At 69.9% G+C, this 20,083-nt stretch carries 16 protein-coding genes and 1 pseudogene; 4 read left to right on the top strand and 13 right to left on the bottom strand.

Features of this window, described 5'->3' with window-relative positions:
* Positions 1-11: 11 nt before the first annotated feature.
* The 4 genes and pseudogenes from SLUN_RS29490 to SLUN_RS29475 all read right to left on the bottom strand — a co-directional run bounded on the left by SLUN_RS29490 (position 12) and on the right by SLUN_RS29475 (position 4,366).
* Positions 12-1,796 carry an ATP-binding cassette domain-containing protein gene (locus tag SLUN_RS29490; RefSeq protein ID WP_108153009.1) on the bottom strand — a complete coding sequence of 595 codons (1,785 nt, stop codon included), beginning with the start codon at positions 1,794-1,796 and terminating at the stop codon, positions 12-14.
* A gap of 123 nt (positions 1,797-1,919) precedes the next feature.
* The gene (locus tag SLUN_RS29485; RefSeq protein ID WP_108153008.1) at positions 1,920-2,684 is read right to left on the bottom strand and encodes an NUDIX hydrolase; all 765 of its coding nucleotides are present in this window, start codon (positions 2,682-2,684) and stop codon (positions 1,920-1,922) included.
* Between the two features lie 98 nt (positions 2,685-2,782).
* Positions 2,783-3,001, bottom strand: a pseudogene (locus SLUN_RS29480) (glycogen debranching N-terminal domain-containing protein); the annotation flags it as partial.
* 54 nt (positions 3,002-3,055) lie between these two features.
* Positions 3,056-4,366 (bottom strand): DUF4192 domain-containing protein, encoded by a 1,311-nt coding sequence (locus SLUN_RS29475; RefSeq protein ID WP_108153007.1) that lies wholly within the window; start codon positions 4,364-4,366, stop codon positions 3,056-3,058.
* Between the two features lie 110 nt (positions 4,367-4,476).
* Between SLUN_RS29475 and SLUN_RS29470 the strand changes: the two genes are divergently transcribed.
* Both SLUN_RS29470 and SLUN_RS29465 read left to right on the top strand, forming a co-directional pair.
* A complete protein-coding gene (locus SLUN_RS29470; RefSeq protein ID WP_108153006.1) occupies positions 4,477-6,648 on the top strand; it encodes a RecQ family ATP-dependent DNA helicase in 2,172 nt (723 codons plus the stop codon).
* Between the two features lie 217 nt (positions 6,649-6,865).
* On the top strand, positions 6,866-7,495 hold the full coding sequence (locus tag SLUN_RS29465) for a hypothetical protein (RefSeq protein WP_108153005.1): 630 nt from the start codon (positions 6,866-6,868) through the stop codon (positions 7,493-7,495).
* A gap of 99 nt (positions 7,496-7,594) precedes the next feature.
* On the opposite strand, the gene SLUN_RS29460 is transcribed toward SLUN_RS29465, so the two are convergent.
* The 3 genes from SLUN_RS29460 to SLUN_RS29450 all read right to left on the bottom strand — a co-directional run bounded on the left by SLUN_RS29460 (position 7,595) and on the right by SLUN_RS29450 (position 9,693).
* The gene (locus SLUN_RS29460) at positions 7,595-8,209 is read right to left on the bottom strand and encodes a hypothetical protein (RefSeq protein ID WP_108153004.1); all 615 of its coding nucleotides are present in this window, start codon (positions 8,207-8,209) and stop codon (positions 7,595-7,597) included.
* A gap of 82 nt (positions 8,210-8,291) precedes the next feature.
* Entirely contained in the window at positions 8,292-8,993 is a 702-nt protein-coding gene (gene rnhB / locus SLUN_RS29455) for a ribonuclease HII (protein WP_108153003.1), read from the bottom strand.
* 73 nt (positions 8,994-9,066) lie between these two features.
* On the bottom strand, positions 9,067-9,693 hold the full coding sequence (locus SLUN_RS29450) for a TetR/AcrR family transcriptional regulator (protein ID WP_108153002.1): 627 nt from the start codon (positions 9,691-9,693) through the stop codon (positions 9,067-9,069).
* A 121-nt stretch (positions 9,694-9,814) separates the two neighbouring features.
* On the opposite strand from SLUN_RS29450, the gene SLUN_RS29445 reads away from it, so the two are divergent.
* Positions 9,815-11,368, top strand: coding sequence for an MFS transporter (locus SLUN_RS29445; protein ID WP_108155000.1), 1,554 nt, complete (start codon positions 9,815-9,817; stop codon positions 11,366-11,368).
* 118 nt (positions 11,369-11,486) lie between these two features.
* On the opposite strand, the gene SLUN_RS29440 is transcribed toward SLUN_RS29445, so the two are convergent.
* The 4 genes from SLUN_RS29440 to SLUN_RS29425 all read right to left on the bottom strand — a co-directional run bounded on the left by SLUN_RS29440 (position 11,487) and on the right by SLUN_RS29425 (position 15,656).
* Positions 11,487-13,160 carry a DUF4153 domain-containing protein gene (locus SLUN_RS29440; RefSeq protein WP_257153811.1) on the bottom strand — a complete coding sequence of 558 codons (1,674 nt, stop codon included), beginning with the start codon at positions 13,158-13,160 and terminating at the stop codon, positions 11,487-11,489.
* A 216-nt stretch (positions 13,161-13,376) separates the two neighbouring features.
* Positions 13,377-14,285 (bottom strand): ADP-ribosylglycohydrolase family protein, encoded by a 909-nt coding sequence (locus tag SLUN_RS29435; protein WP_108153001.1) that lies wholly within the window; start codon positions 14,283-14,285, stop codon positions 13,377-13,379.
* A 12-nt stretch (positions 14,286-14,297) separates the two neighbouring features.
* Entirely contained in the window at positions 14,298-14,957 is a 660-nt protein-coding gene (locus SLUN_RS29430; protein WP_108153000.1) for a histidine phosphatase family protein, read from the bottom strand.
* 93 nt (positions 14,958-15,050) lie between these two features.
* The gene (locus SLUN_RS29425) at positions 15,051-15,656 is read right to left on the bottom strand and encodes a YdbC family protein (RefSeq protein ID WP_108152999.1); all 606 of its coding nucleotides are present in this window, start codon (positions 15,654-15,656) and stop codon (positions 15,051-15,053) included.
* Between the two features lie 232 nt (positions 15,657-15,888).
* Between SLUN_RS29425 and SLUN_RS29420 the strand changes: the two genes are divergently transcribed.
* Positions 15,889-16,419: a TerD family protein gene (locus SLUN_RS29420; RefSeq protein WP_108152998.1), complete on the top strand. Its 531-nt coding sequence runs from the start codon at positions 15,889-15,891 to the stop codon at positions 16,417-16,419.
* A gap of 91 nt (positions 16,420-16,510) precedes the next feature.
* Here SLUN_RS29420 and SLUN_RS29415 read toward each other — a convergent pair whose 3' ends face one another.
* Positions 16,511-19,396 carry a vitamin B12-dependent ribonucleotide reductase gene (locus SLUN_RS29415; RefSeq protein WP_108152997.1) on the bottom strand — a complete coding sequence of 962 codons (2,886 nt, stop codon included), beginning with the start codon at positions 19,394-19,396 and terminating at the stop codon, positions 16,511-16,513.
* A gap of 167 nt (positions 19,397-19,563) precedes the next feature.
* Positions 19,564-20,076 (bottom strand): transcriptional regulator NrdR, encoded by a 513-nt coding sequence (gene nrdR / locus SLUN_RS29410; protein ID WP_108152996.1) that lies wholly within the window; start codon positions 20,074-20,076, stop codon positions 19,564-19,566.
* Between the last annotated feature and the right edge of the window lie 7 nt (positions 20,077-20,083).

Here is a 20,083-nt window from a genome sequence, read left to right as displayed (position 1 = left end):
GTCGATCATGGTCACCAACGTGCGCCGCGACGAAGGCCCGTGAACAGATATGCGCAGATCAGGGCCGACAACGACAACGTCAGTGCCGCACCGACAGGTTGGGCGACGAGGCGTACGACTGCCATCAGCAGGAGGTCGGCCTGCTGCGGCAGCTGCACCCAGGCCAGCTCGCGCAGCCTGCTCGGCAGTCCGGCGATCGAACGTGCTGACGGAACGACGAGGGCCTTCTGTACGAGGGGGGCGATCAGGACGGGTACGGCGAGCACGGCGGCCACTCCGGCGGCCGCGACCCGGAAGACCCCGGCGGCGAGCAGCCCGGCCCAGGCGCAGCCGACCGCCAGCCCGCCCCAACTGGCGATCAGCGCGGGCCAGTTCTGCAGGACGGGGGTCAAATCGCTTCCGTACACGAGGCGGAGGGCCTGGGAGTCGGCGGCCGCGACGAGCACTGCGAGCAGCAGGGCGGTCGCCGCGGTCACCGCGAGTTTCGCGAGGAGCAGGCCGAGGCGGCGGGGCACGGTGCCGCGTGCGGTCGCGAGGGCGGGGTAGCGGAACTCCTCACCGAAGGAGAGCGCCCCGACGAGGCCGGCACCGAAGGCGGCGGGCGGCAGGGGCAGGAAGTCGGGCCAGGCGGCGAGGAGGGCGGGCAGCGGGGTGTCGCCGATGCGGGCGAGCAGAACGCACAGGGCGACAGAGGCGACGAGCACGGCGGTTGCGATGAGCGCGGCAGTACGGACTCCGAGGAGACGGCGGAGTTCATAGCGCAGCGGCCTCAGGGGGCTGCGTACGGGGCGCGGAGGGGACGGGTGGGACAGTGCGCCGGGGCGCTCCGCCGAGGGCGGGACGAGCCGTTTCTCGCCGTCGGTGCCCGCGGTCGCCGCAGATGCCGCTCCCCGTGCTGCTACGGGGGCAGGTGCGGGGGCGGGGCCCCTGTCACCCACCTCGTCGGTGAGCCGGTGGACCAGTACACCGTGCCGGAAGGCGGTCTCGCCGATCTCGGCGCAGTTGCTGCCGTAGACGGAGAGGAGGTTGCCCTCCTCGGTGACCACTTCGACGGAGCGCTGAGCGGCGCGCGCCTCGCCGGCGACAACCGCGGCGAGGCGGGCGGCGTGCGGGGTGCGGACGGCGACCCGGGGGCGGAGCCTGGTTCTGGAGAAGGCGGCCGCGTCCTGATCGGCGACGAGTCGGCCACCGTCGAGGGTGACGACGCGGTCGGCGAGGCGGGCCGCCTCCTTGGGGTCGCTGGTGGTGTAGAGGACGGTTCCGCCGTAGGAGGCGTGCGTACGCAGCAGTCCGGACAGCCAGCTGTTCTCGCGGGGCGAGAGGCCCTTCGACGGCTCGTCGAGAATGAGCGTCTGCGGGTCGCCCAACAGCGCGGAGGCGAACCCGAGTCTGCGGTCCATGCCGAGGGAGAGCGTGCCGAGCCGCCGGCCCCCGAGGCCCGCGAGACCGACGACGTCCAGCATCTCGTCGGCGCGGGACACGGGCACCCCGGCAGCCGCGCAGAGCAAACGGAGCTGGCCCCGGGCCGTCCGCGCGGGATGACCCGGTACGTCGCCGAGGAGCACCCCGACCTCACGGGCCGGGTGGGCGATGCTGTGGAGGGGATTGCCGCGGAAGTACGTGACACCCCGGCCGGACTCGAGTTCGAGCATCAGCCGAAGAGCCGTTGTCTTGCCGGAGCCGGGGGCGCCGAGCAGGGCCGTGACACAACCGGACCGGGCTTCGAAGGTGAGATCGTCGACGGCGGGCGGAAGGTCTCGGCGGTGGGTGCTGGTGAGTCCGATGGCCTGGAGCATCGCTTCTCTCGCGGGAGGTGAGACCGCTCGGCGGCAGTGGGTACCGCAGCAAGATAACGCGACATTTCAGACTTTTTGCGCAGCGAGGAGACCCCGGGTGTCAAACCTCCGCCGCACCCTCCGTCAGACCTCCGGGCGCAGCATCGGCGGATTGAGTACGGTGGCGCCACCAGCCCGGAAGAGCTGAGCGGGGCGGCCGCCCTGGCGGGTGGTGGTCCCGCCGGCCGGGACCAGGAAGCCCGGGGTGCCGGTCACCTTGCGGTGGAAGTTCCGGGGGTCGAGAGCGACGCCCCACACCGCTTCGTACACCCGTCGCAGCTCACCGACCGTGAACTCCGGCGGGCAGAAGGCCGTGGCCAGCGAGGAGTACTCGATCTTGGATCGGGCCCGCTCCACCCCGTCCGCCAGGATCCGCGCATGGTCAAAGGCGAGCGGGGCGGGCTGCTCGCCCTCCCGGCCGAACCCGTTCTCCTGGCCCAGGTGGTCCTCGACCGAGGCCCAGCGCGCGCTGTTCGCGTCACCGCCCGCGCGGGGTGCGGGCAGGTCCGGTGCGAGCACCAGATGGGCGACGCTCACGACCCGCATACGGGGATCCCGCTTGGGGTCGCCGTAGGTGGCGAGCTGCTCGAGATGCGCGCCATTGCCCGGCGCCGGCGAGGCGGGGTCGTGGGCACACAGCCCGGTCTCCTCGGCGAGCTCGCGCGCTGCCGCCGCCGCCAGATCCTCGTCGCCCCTGACAAAGCCACCGGGCAGCGCCCACCGACCCTGGAACGGCGGCTCTCCGCGGCGTACGACCAGCGCGCAGAGTGCATGGCGGCGCACGGTGAGCACGACCAGGTCGACGGTGACGGCGAAGGGCGGAAAGGCCGACGGGTCGTAGGGCGACATGCCGCGATCATAGTCGTCTGCCTGACGATAAACACTCCCTTCTCCGGCAGCGGTGACTGTTTCTTCACGCACTCCCCCGCTCTGCCCGCCCACCCGGCTCACACCCCCAACTGGAGGCCGTCGGCGGCCTGCTCGACCATCGAGAGACCGAGCCGGCTGATCCGTACGGCAAAGGGTTCACCGGCGACGCACAGCCCCGAAATCTGTACGGCTCCGAGGGGTGCGGAACGCACCGGATTCAGCGAGACGGTGCGGGCGGGGACATGGGGGCGGATGCCCGCGAGGGTGGTCAGGAGCTGGATCCCGGCCGCGACGGCCAGGTGCTCCGACACGATGGTGAACGGTGGACACGGGCATCCGGGTCAAGGGCGTCATCGCCCGCTCCTGGTGCCGCGGTCCCCGCTGCGCCTGCGGGCGCGGCTGCGATTCCCCGGCGCCGGCGCTCCGGGACGTGTCCCGGAGCCCGGCATGCCCTTCTTACCGGTGGCCGGCCGGGCCTGCTGCGGCCGTGGACGGTGCTTGCGCGCGCCGCTCCTGCGGGTCCCCGAGTCCGCCGCCGCACCGCCTGCCGTGCGCAGACAGCTGCGCAGCGTCTCCGGGTCCAGGCCCTCATTACAGGCTTGGTGCAGCAGTCGGGCGAACACGTACTCCGGGTCGACGCTCAGGGCGAGTCCGAGGGCGACTCGTGCGCCGGTTTCGTCGCCGGCGGACCAGGCGACCCAGCCGGCGAGGGTGAGCGGTGCGGCGGCGTGCTCGGAGTACGGGCCGACGCACCGGCGGGCCATCGCCCGCCAGAGCCGCAGCGCCGGGTCTGCGTCCGGTCCCTCCATCCATTCCGCGGCCCGGTCTCGGGTCTCCCGGTCCTGAAGGCCGAGGATCAGTGCGGCGGCTTCGTCATGCGCGATGAGCCGGTCGTCCGCGACATCGGACTCGGCCCAGCCACCGGTCCTTGGTGTCTCGGCGATGCGCTTCATCATTCGGCCGGCCAGCGCGAGGGTCTCCGTAGCAACCTGCTCACGACCCGCTCCGTCAAGGATCCGGGGCAGCAGCGCGGCACCTGCGGCGTCCAGCGCCTTCTCCTGGTCGGCAACTGCCGGGGTCGTCCAGGGAGCGAGCCTGCCCTCCATCTCCCGGAGGGAGCCGCGTACTTGGATTCCGGCGTAGGCGGCGGCCGCGGCCATCACCGAAGTACCCGGCAGGGCCAGTGCATTGCCTTCGGGCGGACAGCAGCGCGCGTCGGGGCAGCAGTAGGACCAGAATCGGCCGCCGGAGATGCAAAGAGCCTCGTAGACAGGCACTTCGAAGGTGCCGCAGGCGGTGCGCAGCCGTTGTGCGAGGGGGCGCAACCGCTCCATCACCAACCGGCTCGTCTCGCCTTCGGCCGGGTCCTGGCAGAGGAAGACGACGATGCCGTCGGGGCGGGAGCCGCGGCGCTCACTGCCTTCGATCAGGCACTCCGCGAGCTGCTCGGCCACGGGCGACCATTCACGCGGCGAGCGTGGAATGCCGAGCCTCAGCCGCCCGCCGAAGCGGCCGCGGCTGCCGTGCAATGCGACGAGCACAATCGAATCGTTCGGATGGAAGCCCATCATGTACGGGAGGGCATCGGCCAATTCGGACGGACCGCGCAGGGTGATCTGCTGCTCGTCGGCCGGACCGGTGGGTTCGTGGTGCTTGTTCATGGCACGAAGATCCCGTGGCGGTCCCCGCGGCGCGACCCCTGTGGATAACTTTATCCACAGGCTTGTGGCCCCGTTCGCGCTTTGTCGGCGCCATCGGGTTGCATGGGGGCATGACCAACCCAGACCGCGCAGACCTCAGGGCCTCGGCCGACTCAGTACTCGCCCGTCTCGTCTCGGACACCACGGGCAAGGCCCGCCTGCGCGAGGACCAGTGGCGGGCGATCGAGGCACTGGTCGCCGACAAGCGCCGGGCGCTGGTCGTGCAGCGGACCGGCTGGGGCAAGTCCGCGGTGTATTTCGTGGCGACCTCGCTGCTGCGGGAGCGCGGCAGCGGCCCGACCGTGATCGTCTCTCCCCTCCTCGCGCTCATGCGCAATCAGGTGGAGGCCGCGGCGCGGGCCGGCATCAGTGCCCGCACCATCAACTCCTCCAACACGGAGGAGTGGGACACGGTCCAGGCCGAGGTGGCCGCGGGCGAGGTGGATGTGCTGCTGGTCAGTCCCGAGCGGCTGAACAACCCCGATTTCCGTGACCAGGTGCTCCCCAAGCTGGCCGCCGCCACCGGACTGCTCGTGGTGGACGAGGCGCACTGCATCTCCGACTGGGGCCATGACTTCCGGCCCGACTACCGGCGGCTGCGCACCATGCTCGCTGACCTGCCGGCCGGCGTCCCGGTGCTCGCCACCACCGCCACGGCCAATGCCCGTGTGACAGCCGACGTCGCCGAGCAGCTGGGCACGGGGGCGGGCACGGACGCCCTCGTCCTGCGCGGCGCGCTGGACCGCGAGAGCCTCAGCCTGAGTGTGCTGCGGCTGCCCGATGCCGCGAACCGTCTGGCCTGGCTCGCCGATCATCTCGGCGAGCTGCCGGGCTCCGGGATCATCTACACCCTCACGGTCGCGGCAGCCGAGGAGGTCACGGCGTATCTGCGCCAGTGCGGGCACACGGTGGCCTCGTACACCGGCCGTACGGAGAACGCCGACCGTCAGCAGGCCGAGGAGGATCTGCTCGCCAACCGCGTCAAGGCCCTGGTCGCCACGTCTGCGCTGGGCATGGGCTTCGACAAGCCCGACCTCGGATTCGTCGTGCACATGGGGTCGCCCTCCTCCCCCATCGCCTACTACCAGCAGGTGGGCCGCGCGGGCCGTGGTGTGGAGCACGCGGAGGTACTGCTGCTGCCGGGCAAGGAGGACGAGGCGATCTGGCAGTACTTCGCCTCGGTCGCCTTCCCGCCGGAGGAGCTGGTCCGGCGCACCCTCGCTGTGCTGGGGCAGGCGGACCGGCCGCTCTCGCTGCCCGCCCTGGAACCACTGGTCGAGCTGCGGCGTACGCGGCTGGAGACGATGCTCAAGGTCCTCGACGTGGACGGCGCGGTGCGCCGGGTGAAGGGCGGCTGGACCACGACCGCGCAGCCCTGGTCCTACGACTCCGAGCGCTACGCCTGGGTCGCGCGGCAACGTGAGTCCGAGCAGCAGGCGATGCGCGACTACGCGACGTCGACCGACTGCCGGATGGAGTTCCTGAGGCGGCAGTTGGACGACGACGAAGCCGCGCCGTGCGGGCGCTGTGACAATTGCTCGGGGGCCCGGTTCAGCGACAAGGTGTCCGGGGCTGCCCTGGATGCCGCTCGCGGGGAGCTGGGCAGGCCGGGTGCGGACGTGGAGCCCCGTAAGATGTGGCCGACCGGGCTGGCGGCTGTGGGCATCAGCCTCAAGGGCCGTATCCCCGAAGCGGAGCAGTCATTCCCGGGACGGGCACTGGGGCGGCTCTCCGACATCGGCTGGGGCAACCGGCTGCGGCCGATGCTGGCGGCGCAGGCCCCCGATGGCCCAGTGCAGGACGATGTGGTGAAGGCCGTCGTGACCGTGCTCGCCGACTGGGCCAAGGGCCCCGGCGGCTGGGCGTCCGGAGCGGCTGACGCACCGCCCCGGCCGGTAGGTGTGGTCACCGTCGCCTCGCGCGGCAGGCCCCAGCTGGTCGGATCCCTCGGCAGCCGGATCGCCGAGGTCGGCCGGATGCCGCTGCTGGGCTCCGTCGAGTACGCGCCCGAGGCAATGGATACACGGATCTCACGTACCAACAGCGCCCAGCGGGTGCGAGCGCTGCACGAGGCGTTCACCGTGCCGCCCGAACTGGCCGAGGCGCTGGCGGCGGCCGACGGGCCCGTGCTGCTGGTCGACGATCTTTCGGACAGCGGCTGGACTCTCGCGGTGGCGGCGCGGCTGCTGCGCAGGGCAGGTGCAAGGGGGGTGTTTCCGCTGGTCCTTGCCATTCAAACGTGACAGGAGGGGTCGCTGGGGCGGAAGCTGGGCAGGGATATGAACGTCAAACCCGCCGATTCCCGTCGGTGGGGCCAAAATGCGCGTTGCCGCATGCGCACGCGGCAGCAAGAATTGGACCGCTCCCCGCACGGTCCGTTCGCGGTCCGGAAGGGCCGTGCCGCGGTGCGCCCTCATCCGACCTCGCCCGCACTGTGGGCGCGTATGCGAAGGGAGGACCGTGACCTTCGGATTCGCTACGTCCGCAGCCACTTCGATCAACACATCGGCCAACTCCGCGAGCCGCCTTGCCAGGATGCTCGAGCCCGCCGAGTGGGCGGCAGCCGGGATACCGCTGCTGCGCAATCCGCGTGAGGTGGTCAGCGGACTGCACACCCGGCACACGCCGGCACCGGCGACTGCCGTCGTCGCCGTGCTCGACCACGAGGAACGGCTCGCGGCCAGCGCTTCGTTCTACCGGCGTTCCACCCCTGCGGACGGCTGGGAGTTCCGCAACGTCCTGCTGGCCAATCTGCGCCGGGTCATCCCGCACGATCTGCGTCGCCGCACACCGGTACGCACCGCCGTACTGCTCTACTGCCGCGAGGGCGACGAGCGCTGGACGGAGGAGGACGGGGCGTGGATGTGGGGGCTGCGGGACGCGTGCACGCTGCACGGGCTGCGCTGCGGTGCGTACATCACGCTCACACGCGGTGGCTGGCAGGTGCTCGGCGAAGGCCGCGGTGGCCGCCGGCCCAGCTCCCTGTCGTCGCCGGGCGATCTCTCCGATGTCGGTGCCGAAGTCGAGCCGTTGCCGCTGCGCACCGCGAGTGGCGCGGCCGAAGCGCTGCGGCGCGCAGCGGCGCGCTGACATCGACGTCCGGCTGCCCATTGTCTGGGCAGCCGGTTCACGACCGGACCAGTGGTCCGTGCAAGCCGTGCACGCCGTGCGGCGAACGGGCGGTACGGCTCAGGCGCCCGTGCCGAGCACAGCGTTGATCCGCTTGGGGTCACCGCACACGATCAGCAGCGCGGTGGCCTTCGCCATGGCCGCGGGAAGTGCGCCGGCGGCCACGTCGTCGGCGCCTCCGTTGACCGCGACGACCACCACGGGCCGGGCCGAGGCCCGGCCCGCCGCAGCGGCGTCGGCGTAGAAGACGTCGTCGCCGGCGTCGTGCTGGCCCCAGTAGGCAGCCTCGCCGAACGACAGCTCGTGCGCGGCCCAAGGGTGCTGCTCACCCGTGGTGAGCACCAGGACGTCGCCCGGACCACGGCCGGAGTCAAGCAGCAGGTCGACCGCCTCGTCGGCGGCGTCGAGCGCGCCGTCCGCAGGGGCGGGGATCAGCTGGATCCGCGGTACGGAAGGAGTCTCCGGCCGGGCAGCCTGCGGCTGCCCGGCGGAGGTGTGCGTACGCGGCGGCGCGGGCCTGGCCGAACCGGGGCCCGGGTGTCCGGGGCGCGGCGAGGCCGCGGAACGCGGTCCGGGTACGGGACGAGGGGTCGGCGCGGTACGGCCTGCGGCCGGAGTGGCGCGGGGACCCTGGGCACTCTCGTGAATCTGAGGCTCCTCGGGGATGAGAGGCATGGGTGGATGTCTATCAAATGCCGGTGCGCAAAGCATCGGCGGGTGGGCACATAGGTGCGATCCTGCTACGGGAAGGGCGAGTTCAGAATTCGAAGCCGAGCTGGCCCCCGCTTTCCAGTGCGAGCGCCTCCGCGGAGACGCGGACCTTCTTGAGGTGCCGCCACTGGGGCAGCGCGTCGAGATAGGACCACGAGAGCCGGTGGTAGGGCGTGGGTCCCCGTTCCTCGAGCGCGGCCTTGTGCACGGGCGAGGGGTAGCCGGCGTTGGCGGCGAAGCCGAAGTCCGCGAATTCTCCCTGCAGTTCCGCCATCATCGCGTCCCGGCGCACCTTGGCGATCACCGATGCGGCCGCGACGGCCACGCAGGACTGGTCACCCTTGATGACCGTACGGACCTTCCAGGGCAGTCCCAGGTAGTTGTGCTTGCCGTCGAGGATGACGGCGTCCGGACGTACCGGAAGCGCCTCCAGCGCACGGATGGCGGCCAGCCGCAGCGCTGCGGTCATGCCGAGTTCGTCGATCTCCTCCGGCGAGGCGTGCCCGAGGGCGTGCGAGGTGACCCAGTCCTCCAGCAGCCCGGCCATCTCCGTGCGGCGCTTGGGGGTGATCAGTTTGGAGTCGGTGAGCCCCTGGGGCGGTCTGCGAAGTCCGGTGACGGCCGCGCACACGGTGACCGGCCCGGCCCACGCGCCGCGTCCGACCTCGTCGACACCAGCGACGATCTTGGCGCCGGTGGTGGCTCGGATCGAGCGCTCGACTGCGTGGGTGGGTGGTTCGTACGGCATGGCGCCAGCAAGGTTACGCCGCCGGACCCCGGCGGTGACAACCGGATTCCCTTCAGCGGCTCAAGGTCTGCGCTCAGCCGGTACGCGGGCGGAGCAGAGGGACCATGACCTGATCGATCATCTCGGCGATGTCGTCGTCCGGCCATTCACTTCCGCACACCTTGGACCGGTACATCATCAGCCCCGGAATCACATCGAAGACCAGCTCACAGGTGGCATCCGGACGCACGTCGCCACGTGCCACGCCACGGCGCACCACCTCCCGGAAGAGCTGGGTGGACGGCTCGATCACCCCGCGCACGATCACGGCGTGGAAGCGCTCTGCGGCGGTGGTGTCGCACTCGTAAAGCACGGAGCGGAGTGCAAAGCCGGACCGTGAGTACATCGTGTCCCGCACCCGCCGGCACAACTGAAAGAGGTCCTCGCGGATACTGCCGTGGTCCGCGGCCACGTCGAGCGTCGGCAGCCCGGCCTCCAGCGCGTCCGCGACCAGGTCCTCCTTGGACGGCCAGCGCCGGTAGACGGCGGCCTTCCCGGTCTGGGCCCCGGCGGCGACGCCCTCCATGGTGAGCCCGCTCCAGCCGACCGTACTCAACTGCTCCAGAGCGGCCTCGAGGATCGCCCGTTCCAGCACAGGTCCTCGACGGCGCAGCGAGACCGGGGGCGTCTCTGCGGCGGCAGTCCAGCGCGAATTGGCCATGTTCTTCTCTCCGTTGGGGACAGGAGGTTCAGTGAACGCTTGCGTTCACTGACGGGGATTCTCTACGGTTGACGAGACAGTGAACGGCTGCGTTCACTAACTCACTTGTGGGGGATCCATGGTGACAACCTCTCAACTAACAGCTCCAAGCAAACCGGGAGCGGCCCGCAGGCAGGGACGCCCCGGCATCGCCCTCACCGTCATCGCCGCCCTGCAGCTCATGGTGGTCCTCGACACCACGATTGTGAATATTGCGCTCCCTCACATTCAAGGAGCGCTCGAGTTCACCACAACCCAGCTGTCATGGGTGGTCAACGCCTACACCCTCACGTTCGGCGGGCTTCTGCTGCTCGGAGGCCGGGCAGGCGACATTCTCGGCCGCCGTCGGGTGTTCGTCTTCGGTGTGCTGCTCTTCACCTTCGCCTCACTGCTGTGCGGTGTTGCGCAGGAGCCTTGGCAGATGCTCGCGGCACGCGCGCTTCAGGGTGTCGGCGGCGCCATCGCCTCGCCCACGGCGCTCGCGCTCATCACCACGACCTTCCGCGAAGGCCCGGAGCGCAACCGCGCGTTCGGGATCTTCGCCGCGGTCTCGGCCAGCGGCGCGGCCATCGGTCTCCTCGCCGGCGGAATGCTCACCGAGTGGCTGAACTGGCGCTGGGTGTTCTATGTGAACCTGCCGATCGGCATTCTGATCGCCGTCCTCGCGCCGGTCTTCATCAATGAGTCCGAGCGGCACTCCGGCCGGTTCGACATCACGGGCGCGCTGACATCGACCGTGGGCATGGCGTCCCTGGTCTACGGCTTCATCCGGGCATCCGAGGACGGCTGGAGCGACGGGCTCACGCTCGCGGCGTTCGCGGCGGCGATCGTGCTCCTCACGGCCTTCGTACTGACCGAGCGGCGGGCGAAGGAACCGATCACTCCGCTGCGGATGTTCGCCGACCGGAACCGCTCCGGCACGTATCTGATCATGATGAGTCTCGCCGCGGCGATGTTCGGGATGTTCTTCTTCATCGTCCTGTTCGTGCAGAACGTGCTGGGCTACAGCCCCATCACCTCCGGTCTCGCGTTCCTGCCGGTCACGGTCATGATCGTGACCGCGGCCGGAATCTCGTCGAAGCTGCTGCCGGTGCTCGGGCCCAAGCCGTTCCTGGTCGCGGGTGCGGTGCTCACCGGGGGCGGCATGGCCTGGCTCACCGCGCTCGACCCGGGCAGCTCGTACGCGGGCGGGGTGCTGGGCCCGATGCTGCTCTTCGGGTTCGGCATGGGTCTGGTATTCGTGACGGCGACGCTGACGGCGGTATCGGGCGTCGCGCAACACGAATCCGGTGCGGCCTCCAGTCTGCTCAACGCCACACAGATGGTGGGTGGTTCCCTGGGACTGTCGATTCTCATGACCGTCTTCAGCACCGCCGGCCGCGACGAGGCCGAACGGCAGCTGCCTTCGTTCCTTGCGGATTCGACACCTGCCCAGAAGGCGGTCTTCGAGAAGACGCACGAACTGCCGCCCCCGTGGGGGCACCAGGTGCTCGCCGAAGGCATCGCGACATCGTTCTGGGCCGGGGTGGGTCTGGTCGGACTCGCCGTGCTGACCGCGGTGTTCGTCCTCCGGGTCCGCAAGAGCGACATGGAGGCGCTCAGCGGGTCGGCCGGGGCGGGCGGCCCCGCCGCATAGACCGGGGACCGGGGATCGCGAGGTACGGGACGTGCGCAGAGGGACGGCCCGTACCTCGGCCTTCGTCTTTCAGTGACGAGTCCCGCCGGCCGCCGTTCGGAGCGTCCTACGGACCGTCCTACGGGCCGATCTCGCCGTCCTCTTCGAACTCCGCGTCCCCGTCGTACTGATCGCGCTCCCCACCCTGCAGACCCTGATCCGCGCAGGCGTACCGGAAGGTGTCGACCTTCCGCTCCGCCAGGATCTGCCGCGCCCGCCGCTCGCCCCAACTGGTCGCATACCAGGGCTTGTCCATGTCCTCGAGCTCTCGCGCCAAGCCTCCCAGCGCGCAGGAGCGCAGCGGTTCCGGCAGCGTGTCGAGGGCCGGTACGGCATCGGCCGACAGCTCCTGGAAGTACCCGATGTCGATCTTTCCGGTGCGCTCGTAGCGCTGCACGTTGCGCTCCGCGACCATCCCGTCCGGGGAGAGCAGGCCGAAAACGAGAACGGCGGCCGCCGCACTCGCGGCGACTGCGCGCGGCAGCCACTTCGCGCCGAAAGCACCGGCTGCCAGGATCAGGAGGATCACCAGGCCGAGCCACAGCTCCATCGCGGCCACCGAAACCCTTAGCCGCGTCAGCCCGTACGCGTCGACGTAAAGATCCATCCTGCGCAGCGCAGAGGCGACCACGACGAGCGTGAGCACGCACAGGGCGCCGAGGACCGCGCGGACCAGTGTGCGGTCGCGGCCATCGCCGCGCGGGGCCCAGCGCAACGCGAGCGCGATCACCAACAGCGTGAGCAGGGTGGCCCAGAGCAGCTGCCAGAAGCCCTGACGTGCGTACTCGGCGTACGTCAGTCCGGTTTCCTTCAGCACCTTGTCGTAGCCGCCGAAGAGAACGGCGAGCTGGACGGCGATGAAGGCCGCGAAGAGCAGATTGAGCACGACGAGCGGCAGCGCCCACTCCCAGCGGCCCCGGGCCCGGCCGGGACGCACGCCGAGTCGGTCCCAGCGCACCGGAGCCGCGGCGGTGTGTGCGGCCGCGAGCGCTCCGATCAGGCCGAGGAGGAAGAGGAGCAGGCGCCAGGGGCCGTCCTCCACCGAAACATCCGGTATCAGTCCGCCGAGCAGATCGGCGAAGGCCGCGTCGGCGCCCGCGAAGAGCGCACCGAAGACGACGAGGAGCACCGCGGCCACCGCTGTCGTACGTACAACCGGCCCCCAGCGGCCGCGCGAGGTGTCCGCGCGCTCGCGCAGTCCCCGCACCCCCCACGCCACGCCGGAGCCGATCGAGTCCAGCAGTCCCAGCGAGCCCAGGAGTACGCCCGGCCAGGTGCGGCCGCCGTGCAGGGCGAGGGATCCGGCGGCGAGCGCGCCGACGATGGCGAGGAAGGTCGGCCAGCCCGCGTCCCTCAGCGCTGGAACGGCCAGCAGCACAAGCCCGCCGACCGCCCATACGAGCGTCCATGGACGGAGGCGGCGGCCGGCGGTCCGGGCGGCGAAGTACGCGGCGAGGGCCGCGGGAACCGACACGATCAGCAGGTTGAGGCCGAGTCCGTCGCCCAGCAGAAGGGCGCTGAGCAGTGCGGTGGCCAGGACCGACCACAGCGTGGCGGCCCGGATCCCGGCCGGTGGGTCCGGGCGTACCCGTGCGAGCCAGGCCGCCGGCTCGGTGGTCTGCCACTGCTGCCAGTGCGGCGGCGGCTTGTACGGATCGGCCGGCACCCGCTTCGGCTCCGTGACCGGGACCCGCGGCGTGTTGCCCGGATCGGGCTCGGAAGCCGACGGCGGCGTGGAGCGTACGTCTGGCACGGGACCCCCTCCCGACCGGGCCCCGCGCGCCAACAGGAAGGCGCGTACGGCCCGGTGTCTCGTCTGCGCCCGCCCGTGATGATCAGCGGGCGGCGTGCCGGACACGCTAGCTCCAGCACACCGGATCGACCCAGCGGTTACCCGCCTGAGGCCGGACCGTGACCGACAAACAGCGCAGGAGGTGATCAACAGCCCGGCACTACGGCCGGCGCGACCTCAGCGGGACTGGCCGGGCACCCACTGCGGAAGGGCTTCGGTCTGCTCCAGCCAGTCGGCGGGCGGCTGTCCCGACTTGCCCGCGGCGACCACTCCGCAGGCGATGGCACAGGTGGTGTCGACATCGCCGCCCACCTGGGCGGTCGTCCAGAAGGCCCGCTCGAAGTCGCCGAGCGAGCGGGCCGCCGACCACAGTGCGAACGGCACCGTGTCGTGCGCGCTGGTGCGCCGACCACAGCCCAGTACGGCGGCGACGGTGCCGGCATCGCTGTAGTCGAGCATGTCGCGCGCCCGGCGCAGACCGGCGCCCACCGCGCTGCGCGGTACGAGCGCGATGACCCCGTCGAGCAGATCCGAGGGCCCGGGGGGTCCGGCCGGATCCGCGGCGAGTGCGGCGGCCGCCGCCACGGCCATGGCGCCGACCACGGCCTCGCGGTGCTGGTGCGTGGTGTACGAGGAGATCTCGGCCTGGTGGGTCGCCTGCTCAGGGTCGGAGGCGTACCAGGCGCCGAGCGGCGCGATACGCATGGCGGAGCCGTTGCCCCACGAGCCCTGACCGTTGAAGAGTGCGGCGGCCAGCTCGCGCCAGTCGCCACCCTCCCTGATCAGCCGGAGCATCCGGTTCACCGCAGGCCCGTAGCCACGGTCGAAGTCATGGTGCTCGGCGAAGGAGCGGGCGAGTGCGTCCTGGTCCACGCGGCCGTGGTCGGCGAGCACGGCCAGTACCGAGCAGGCCATCTCGGTGTCGTCGGTCCACTGCCAGGTACCGGGCGGCAGCTCGCGCCGCTTCAGCAGTGGATAGTTCGAGGGTACGAAGAACTGGGAGCCCAGGGCGTCTCCCACGGACAGTCCGCGCAGGCTGTCCAGGGCGCGTTCGAAGCGCCGGTCGCGAAGGGAATCAGCGGTCATCTTCCTGCCACTCTATCCGGTGACGCCGTACGGCTCCGGGGTGCGCCAGCGTTCGAACGGCCGGTCCAGCGTGTAGCGCCCGTCGTCACCGAGCTGCAGTATCCGGGTCTCGCCGTTGCCGGGGTTGGACAGCGACTCGAACTCCGCCACCGACCAGTGGAACCAGCGCATACAGAACAGCCTCATGGTGAGTCCGTGCGTGACCAGGAGCACGTTCGGCGGGTGGTCGGGCGCCTCGAAGCTGCGGTACAGGCTCTCCAGGAACGCCCCGACCCGGTCGTACACATCCGCGCCCGACTCGCCCTGGGCGAAGCGGTAGAAGAAGTGGCCATAGGCGTCCCGGTACGCCTTCTGCAGCCTTACGTCCTCCCTGTCCTGCCAGTTCCCCCAGTCCTGCTCGCGCAGTCGCGGCTCCTCCCTGATCCTCACCCGCTCCGGGTCGAGGTCGAAGGCCCGGAAGGTCTCATGGGTGCGGCGGTAGGGCGAGACATAGACGCTGACGGGCTCGCGGCCGAACAGCTCACGGAGCCGCGCCCCCGTCGCCTCGGCCTGGTCCCACCCGGTCGCGGTCAGCCGCAGCGCATGGTCGGGCTCGCGTTCGTACACCGTGTCATCGGCGTTCCCCTCCGACTCGCCGTGCCGGACAAGGACGATTCGTCGCGGTCGTGCCATGCCATGACCCTAGATCGGTCCGGACCCGGTCGAGCGGTCGACCCGAGTCCATCCGGCGTATCCGCGGGTGGAGCGGCGAGGCGGGGGGAGTCCTCACACCGTCCAGGACGGTTCGAGCTGTACGACGTCACCGGCCAGCGCCGCGACATCCGCCTCGGTCTGCGCGCGCAGCAACAGCCGTTCCACCCGCTCCCGCCGGTACTTTCCGTGCTCTCCCGCCGACTGCCACATCGACATCACCAGGAACTCGCTCCCCGGCGCCTCCCCGAACACCCCGCGCACCATCCCGGGCGACCCGGCCATCGCCGGGTTCCAGACCTTCTCCTGCATCAGCGCGTAGTGCTCGACCCGGTCCTGGTGCACCCTGCAGTGGGCGACCCGCACGACGTCGGCGTCCGTGAACCGCGGCTCGAACCCCGTCTTCACATCGAAGCGGTAGTCGAACAGCTTGACCTGTATGTCCTTGTACGTGCCCGACTGCCCGGACGCCAGCCGGTCGTGGGAGCGCGCCATGAAGGAGTCGTAGAAGGCCCGGCTCTCCCAGAAGGCAAATACATGGGCGACATGCGGTCGCCCCCTGCTCCACCCACCGCCCTGTCCCCGGAATCCCGGCTCACCCAGCAGCCCCGCCCACTTCCGCTGCCCCCGCTCGAACCCTCGACGGTCCACCACGGTGCAGCGAATCCACTTGACCAGCACCGCGCCATCGTACGGCGCGGAACGTGGCGCGGGTCACGCTCGGGCGGACTGCTCCCGTACCAGCGCTGCCGAATCCCCGGGATCCAGTACCACCCGCGAGGTCGTACGGCAGCGGGCACCGCGTCATATCCCGCACTGGGCGGACGCCGCACCCCATGGTGCGGGAGTGTGAGCGTGACAGCATGGTCAACCGACGTAAGGGTCCTGGCAGTTATGGGGAAGGAGAGATCTGGTGAGCAGTCTCAACAAGGGGGTCCGCAGGGTCGAGGTGGCTCTCAGGTGGGATCCCAGCCCTCTGGGCGAGTCGGCCCATGATCTCGACATAGTCGCCGCTACGTACCGGGCGGACGCTCCGTACGGCGCACCTTCGTACGTCGTGCACTTCGACAGCCGGTCGCCCGACGGCACGATCACCCTCACCAGGGACAGCAAAACCGGCCAGGGCTTCGGCTCCGACGAGGTCATGACTCTGGAATTCGACCGCCTGGCGGCCACGTACGGCCGGGTCGTGGTGGGTGTGGTCATCCAGCAGCGGGACGGACGGAAGGTGTTCGGCGACGTGGCGAACACCGTCGTCCGCATCCTTGAAGGTCCCGTCGAGCTGGGGAAGAACGAATTCGCCGACGTCTCCGCGTCCACCGCCGCGGTCGTCGGGGAGTTCACCCGGAGCGACGCCGGCGAGTGGGAATTCCGCCCGGTGCTCCGTGGTTTCGACGCCGACCCGCAGTCCTTCGTCGGGGAAATGGGCAACAGTACCTACTGAGCACGCGTTGCACTGCGTACGCACGAGGGAGGGGCGCCGGCACGATGCCGACGCCCCTCCCTCAGTAATTACTGTGTACTACCGCTCGCGATCAGCTGCAGCCGCTGGTCGATCCGCAGCCCTCGCAGATGTAGCAGGACCCGGCCCGCTGCATCTTCGTCCCGCAGGAGAAGCACAGCGGCGCATCCGCGCTGATGCCCAGCTGCATCTCGACCAGCTCCGCCGAGGTGTGCGCCTCCTTCGGCGCCGGAACCTCCGCCTTCGGGACGACAACCGCCCTCAGGGGCTCCTGCTGACGCGGGGCCGACTGGGCCAGACCCTCAACGTCCATGTCGTCGTCGGAGGGCTCGTACGAACCGGTCTCCAGGTGGCGCTGACGCTCAGGGGCCGAGTGGATGCCGAGCGCCGAGCGAGTCTCGAAGGGCAGGAAGTCCAGCGCCAGGCGGCGGAAGATGTAGTCCACGATCGACTGCGCCATCCGCACGTCCGGGTCGTCCGTCATGCCTGCCGGCTCGAAGCGCATGTTGGTGAACTTCGAGACGTACGTCTCGAGCGGAACGCCGTACTGCAGACCCACCGAGACGGCGATGGAGAAGGCGTCCATCATGCCCGCGAGGGTGGAACCCTGCTTGGACATCTTCAGGAAGACCTCTCCGAGCCCGTCGTCCGGGTAGGAGTTGGCGGTCATATAGCCCTCGGCGCCGCCCACCGTGAAGGAGGTGGTGATCCCCGGACGGCCCTTGGGCAGACGCTTTCGGACCGGGCGGTACTCGACGACCTTCTCGACCGCGGCCCGGATCGTCTCCTCGGCCTTCGCGGTGACCTCCGCCTTCGCCTTGTCCTTGGTCTTGGCGGAGAGGGGCTGGCCCACCTTGCAGTTGTCGCGGTAGATCGCGAGCGCCTTGACGCCCATCTTCCACGCCTCGAAGTAGACCTGTTCGACGTCCTCGACGGTGGCGGTCTCCGGGAGGTTGACCGTCTTGGAGAGTGCGCCGGAGATCCACGGCTGGATGGCCGCCATCATGCGGACGTGGCCCATCGCGGAGATGGAGCGCTCGCCCATGGCGCAGTCGAAGACCTCGTAGTGCCCGGTCTTGAGACCGGGAGCGTCGATCACATTGCCGTGGTCGGCGATGTGGGCGACGATCGCCTCGATCTGCTCCTCCTGGTAGCCCAGGCGGCGCAGGGCCTGCGGGACGGTGCCGTTGACGATCTGCATCGAGCCGCCGCCGACCAGCTTCTTGAACTTGACCAGCGCGAGGTCGGGCTCAAGACCAGTGGTGTCGCAGGACATCGCGAGACCGATGGTGCCGGTGGGCGCGATGACCGAGGCCTGCGCGTTGCGGAAGCCGTTCTTCTCGCCGAGGCGGAGCACGTCCTGCCAGGCCTCCGTGGCCGCGGCCCAGATCGGCGAGTCCAGGTCGTCGACGCGGACGGCCTCTGTGTTGGCGTCGGCGTGCTGCTTCATGACGCGCTTGTGGGGCGCGGCATTGCGGGCGTAGCCGTCGTACGGGCCGACCACCGCGGCGAGCTCCGCGGAGCGCTTGTACGACCTGCCCGTCATCAGCGAGGTGATGGCGCCGGCCAGCGCACGGCCGCCGTCGGAGTCGTAGGCGTGTCCCGTGGCCATCAGGAGGGCGCCGAGGTTGGCGTAGCCGATGCCCAGCTGACGGAAGGCGCGAGTGTTCTCGCCGATCTTCTGCGTCGGGAAGTCCGCGAAGCAGATGGAGATGTCCATCGCGGTGATGACCAGCTCGACGACCTGGGCGAAGCGCTCGACCTCGAAGGACTGGTGGCCCTTGCCATCGTCCTTGAGGAACTTCATCAGGTTCAGCGAGGCGAGATTGCACGAGGTGTTGTCGAGGTGCATGTACTCGCTGCAGGGGTTCGAGCCGTTGATCCGGCCGGACTCCGGGCAGGTGTGCCAGTTGTTGATGGTGTCGTCGTACTGAATGCCGGGGTCGGCGCAGGCCCAGGCAGCCTCGGCCATCTTTCGGAAGAGCGACTTGGCGTCGACCTCCTCGATGACATCGCCGGTCATCCGGGCGCGCAGCCCGAACTTGCCGTCGGCCTCGACGGCTTTCATGAACTCGTCGTTCACGCGGACCGAGTTGTTGGCGTTCTGGTACTGGACGGACGTGATGTCGTCGCCGCCCAGGTCCATGTCGAAGCCCGCGTCACGCAGCGCGCGGATCTTCTCCTCTTCCTTCACCTTGGTCTCGATGAAGTTCTCGATGTCGGGGTGGTCGACGTCGAGGATGACCATCTTGGCCGCGCGGCGGGTGGCGCCGCCCGACTTGATCGTTCCTGCGGACGCGTCGGCGCCACGCATGAAGGAGACCGGTCCCGAGGCGTTTCCGCCGGAGGAGAGCAGCTCCTTGGAGGAGCGGATCCGGGACAGGTTCAGGCCGGCGCCGGAGCCGCCCTTGAAGATCATGCCCTCTTCCTTGTACCAGTCGAGGATCGACTCCATGGAGTCGTCGACGGACAGGATGAAGCAGGCGGAGACCTGCTGCGGCTGGGGCGTGCCGACGTTGAACCACACCGGCGAGTTGAAGCTGAAGATCTGGTGCAGGAGGGCGTACGCCAGCTCGTGCTCGAAGATCTCGGCGTCGGCGGGAGTCGCGAAGTAGTTGTAGTCCTCGCCCGCCTTCCGGTACGTCCTCACGATCCGGTCGATCAGCTGCCTCAGACCGGTCTCGCGCTGCGGGGTGCCGACGGCCCCGCGGAAGTACTTGCTGGTGACGATGTTGACCGCGTTCACTGACCAGAAGTCGGGGAACTCGACGCCACGCTGCTCGAAATTGACCGAGCCGTCGCGCCAATTGGTCATGACGACGTCACGGCGCTCCCAGACAACCTCGTCGTACGGATGTACGCCGGGGGTGGTGTGGATTCGCTCGATACGCAGACCCTTGCTCGCCTTGGATCCCTTGGCGCGGGAACCTCGTGCCGGGCCGCTCGTCGTCTCTGTCATGCCGCCTCCCATACATGGGCAAAAACGCCCTGAAGTGCCCAGATCTTCCCGTGGCACATGTGTGTCCGATGCCCCGGGCGCAGACAGCGCCCGTGACAGGTCTTTTGCCGCTCTGCTGCCGCTCAGTGGGCCGATTCCGCGGGCCCGAGCCGGTCAGCCGGTACTGCTCAGTCGGCGGCGGTGGCGGGCACGGGGACCTCGAGGGTCTCGCCGGTCCCGCATTCCTCAGTGGGAGGCCGTTCCACGCGGAGCTCCGCGATGGCGGCCTCGAAGTCTTCGAGTGAGTCGAAAGCCCGGTACACGGACGCGAAGCGCAGGTACGCGACAAGATCGAGTTCCTGCAGGGGGCCGAGTATGGCCAGACCCACGTCGTGGGTGGTCAGCTCGGCACTGCCGGTGGCGCGCACCGCTTCCTCGACCCGCTGGCCGAGCTTGGCGAGGGCGTCCTCGGTGACCGGCCGCCCCTGGCACGCCTTGCGCACGCCGGAGATGACCTTGGTACGACTGAAGGGCTCCGTCACACCGCTGCGCTTGATCACCATCAGTGAGGCGGTTTCCACCGTCGTAAAACGGCGGGAGCAGTCGGGGCACTGCCGGCGTCGCCGGATCGACGTTCCGTCGTCGGTGGTACGGCTGTCGACGACACGACTGTCGGGGTGCCTGCAGAAGGGACAGTGCATGGCTCCC

Source organism: Streptomyces lunaelactis (assembly GCF_003054555.1).
In the GTDB taxonomy this organism is placed as follows: domain Bacteria; phylum Actinomycetota; class Actinomycetes; order Streptomycetales; family Streptomycetaceae; genus Streptomyces; species Streptomyces lunaelactis.
The sequence above is the reverse complement of the archived record's forward strand: the minus strand, read 5'-3'. Positions and strand labels throughout refer to the sequence as shown.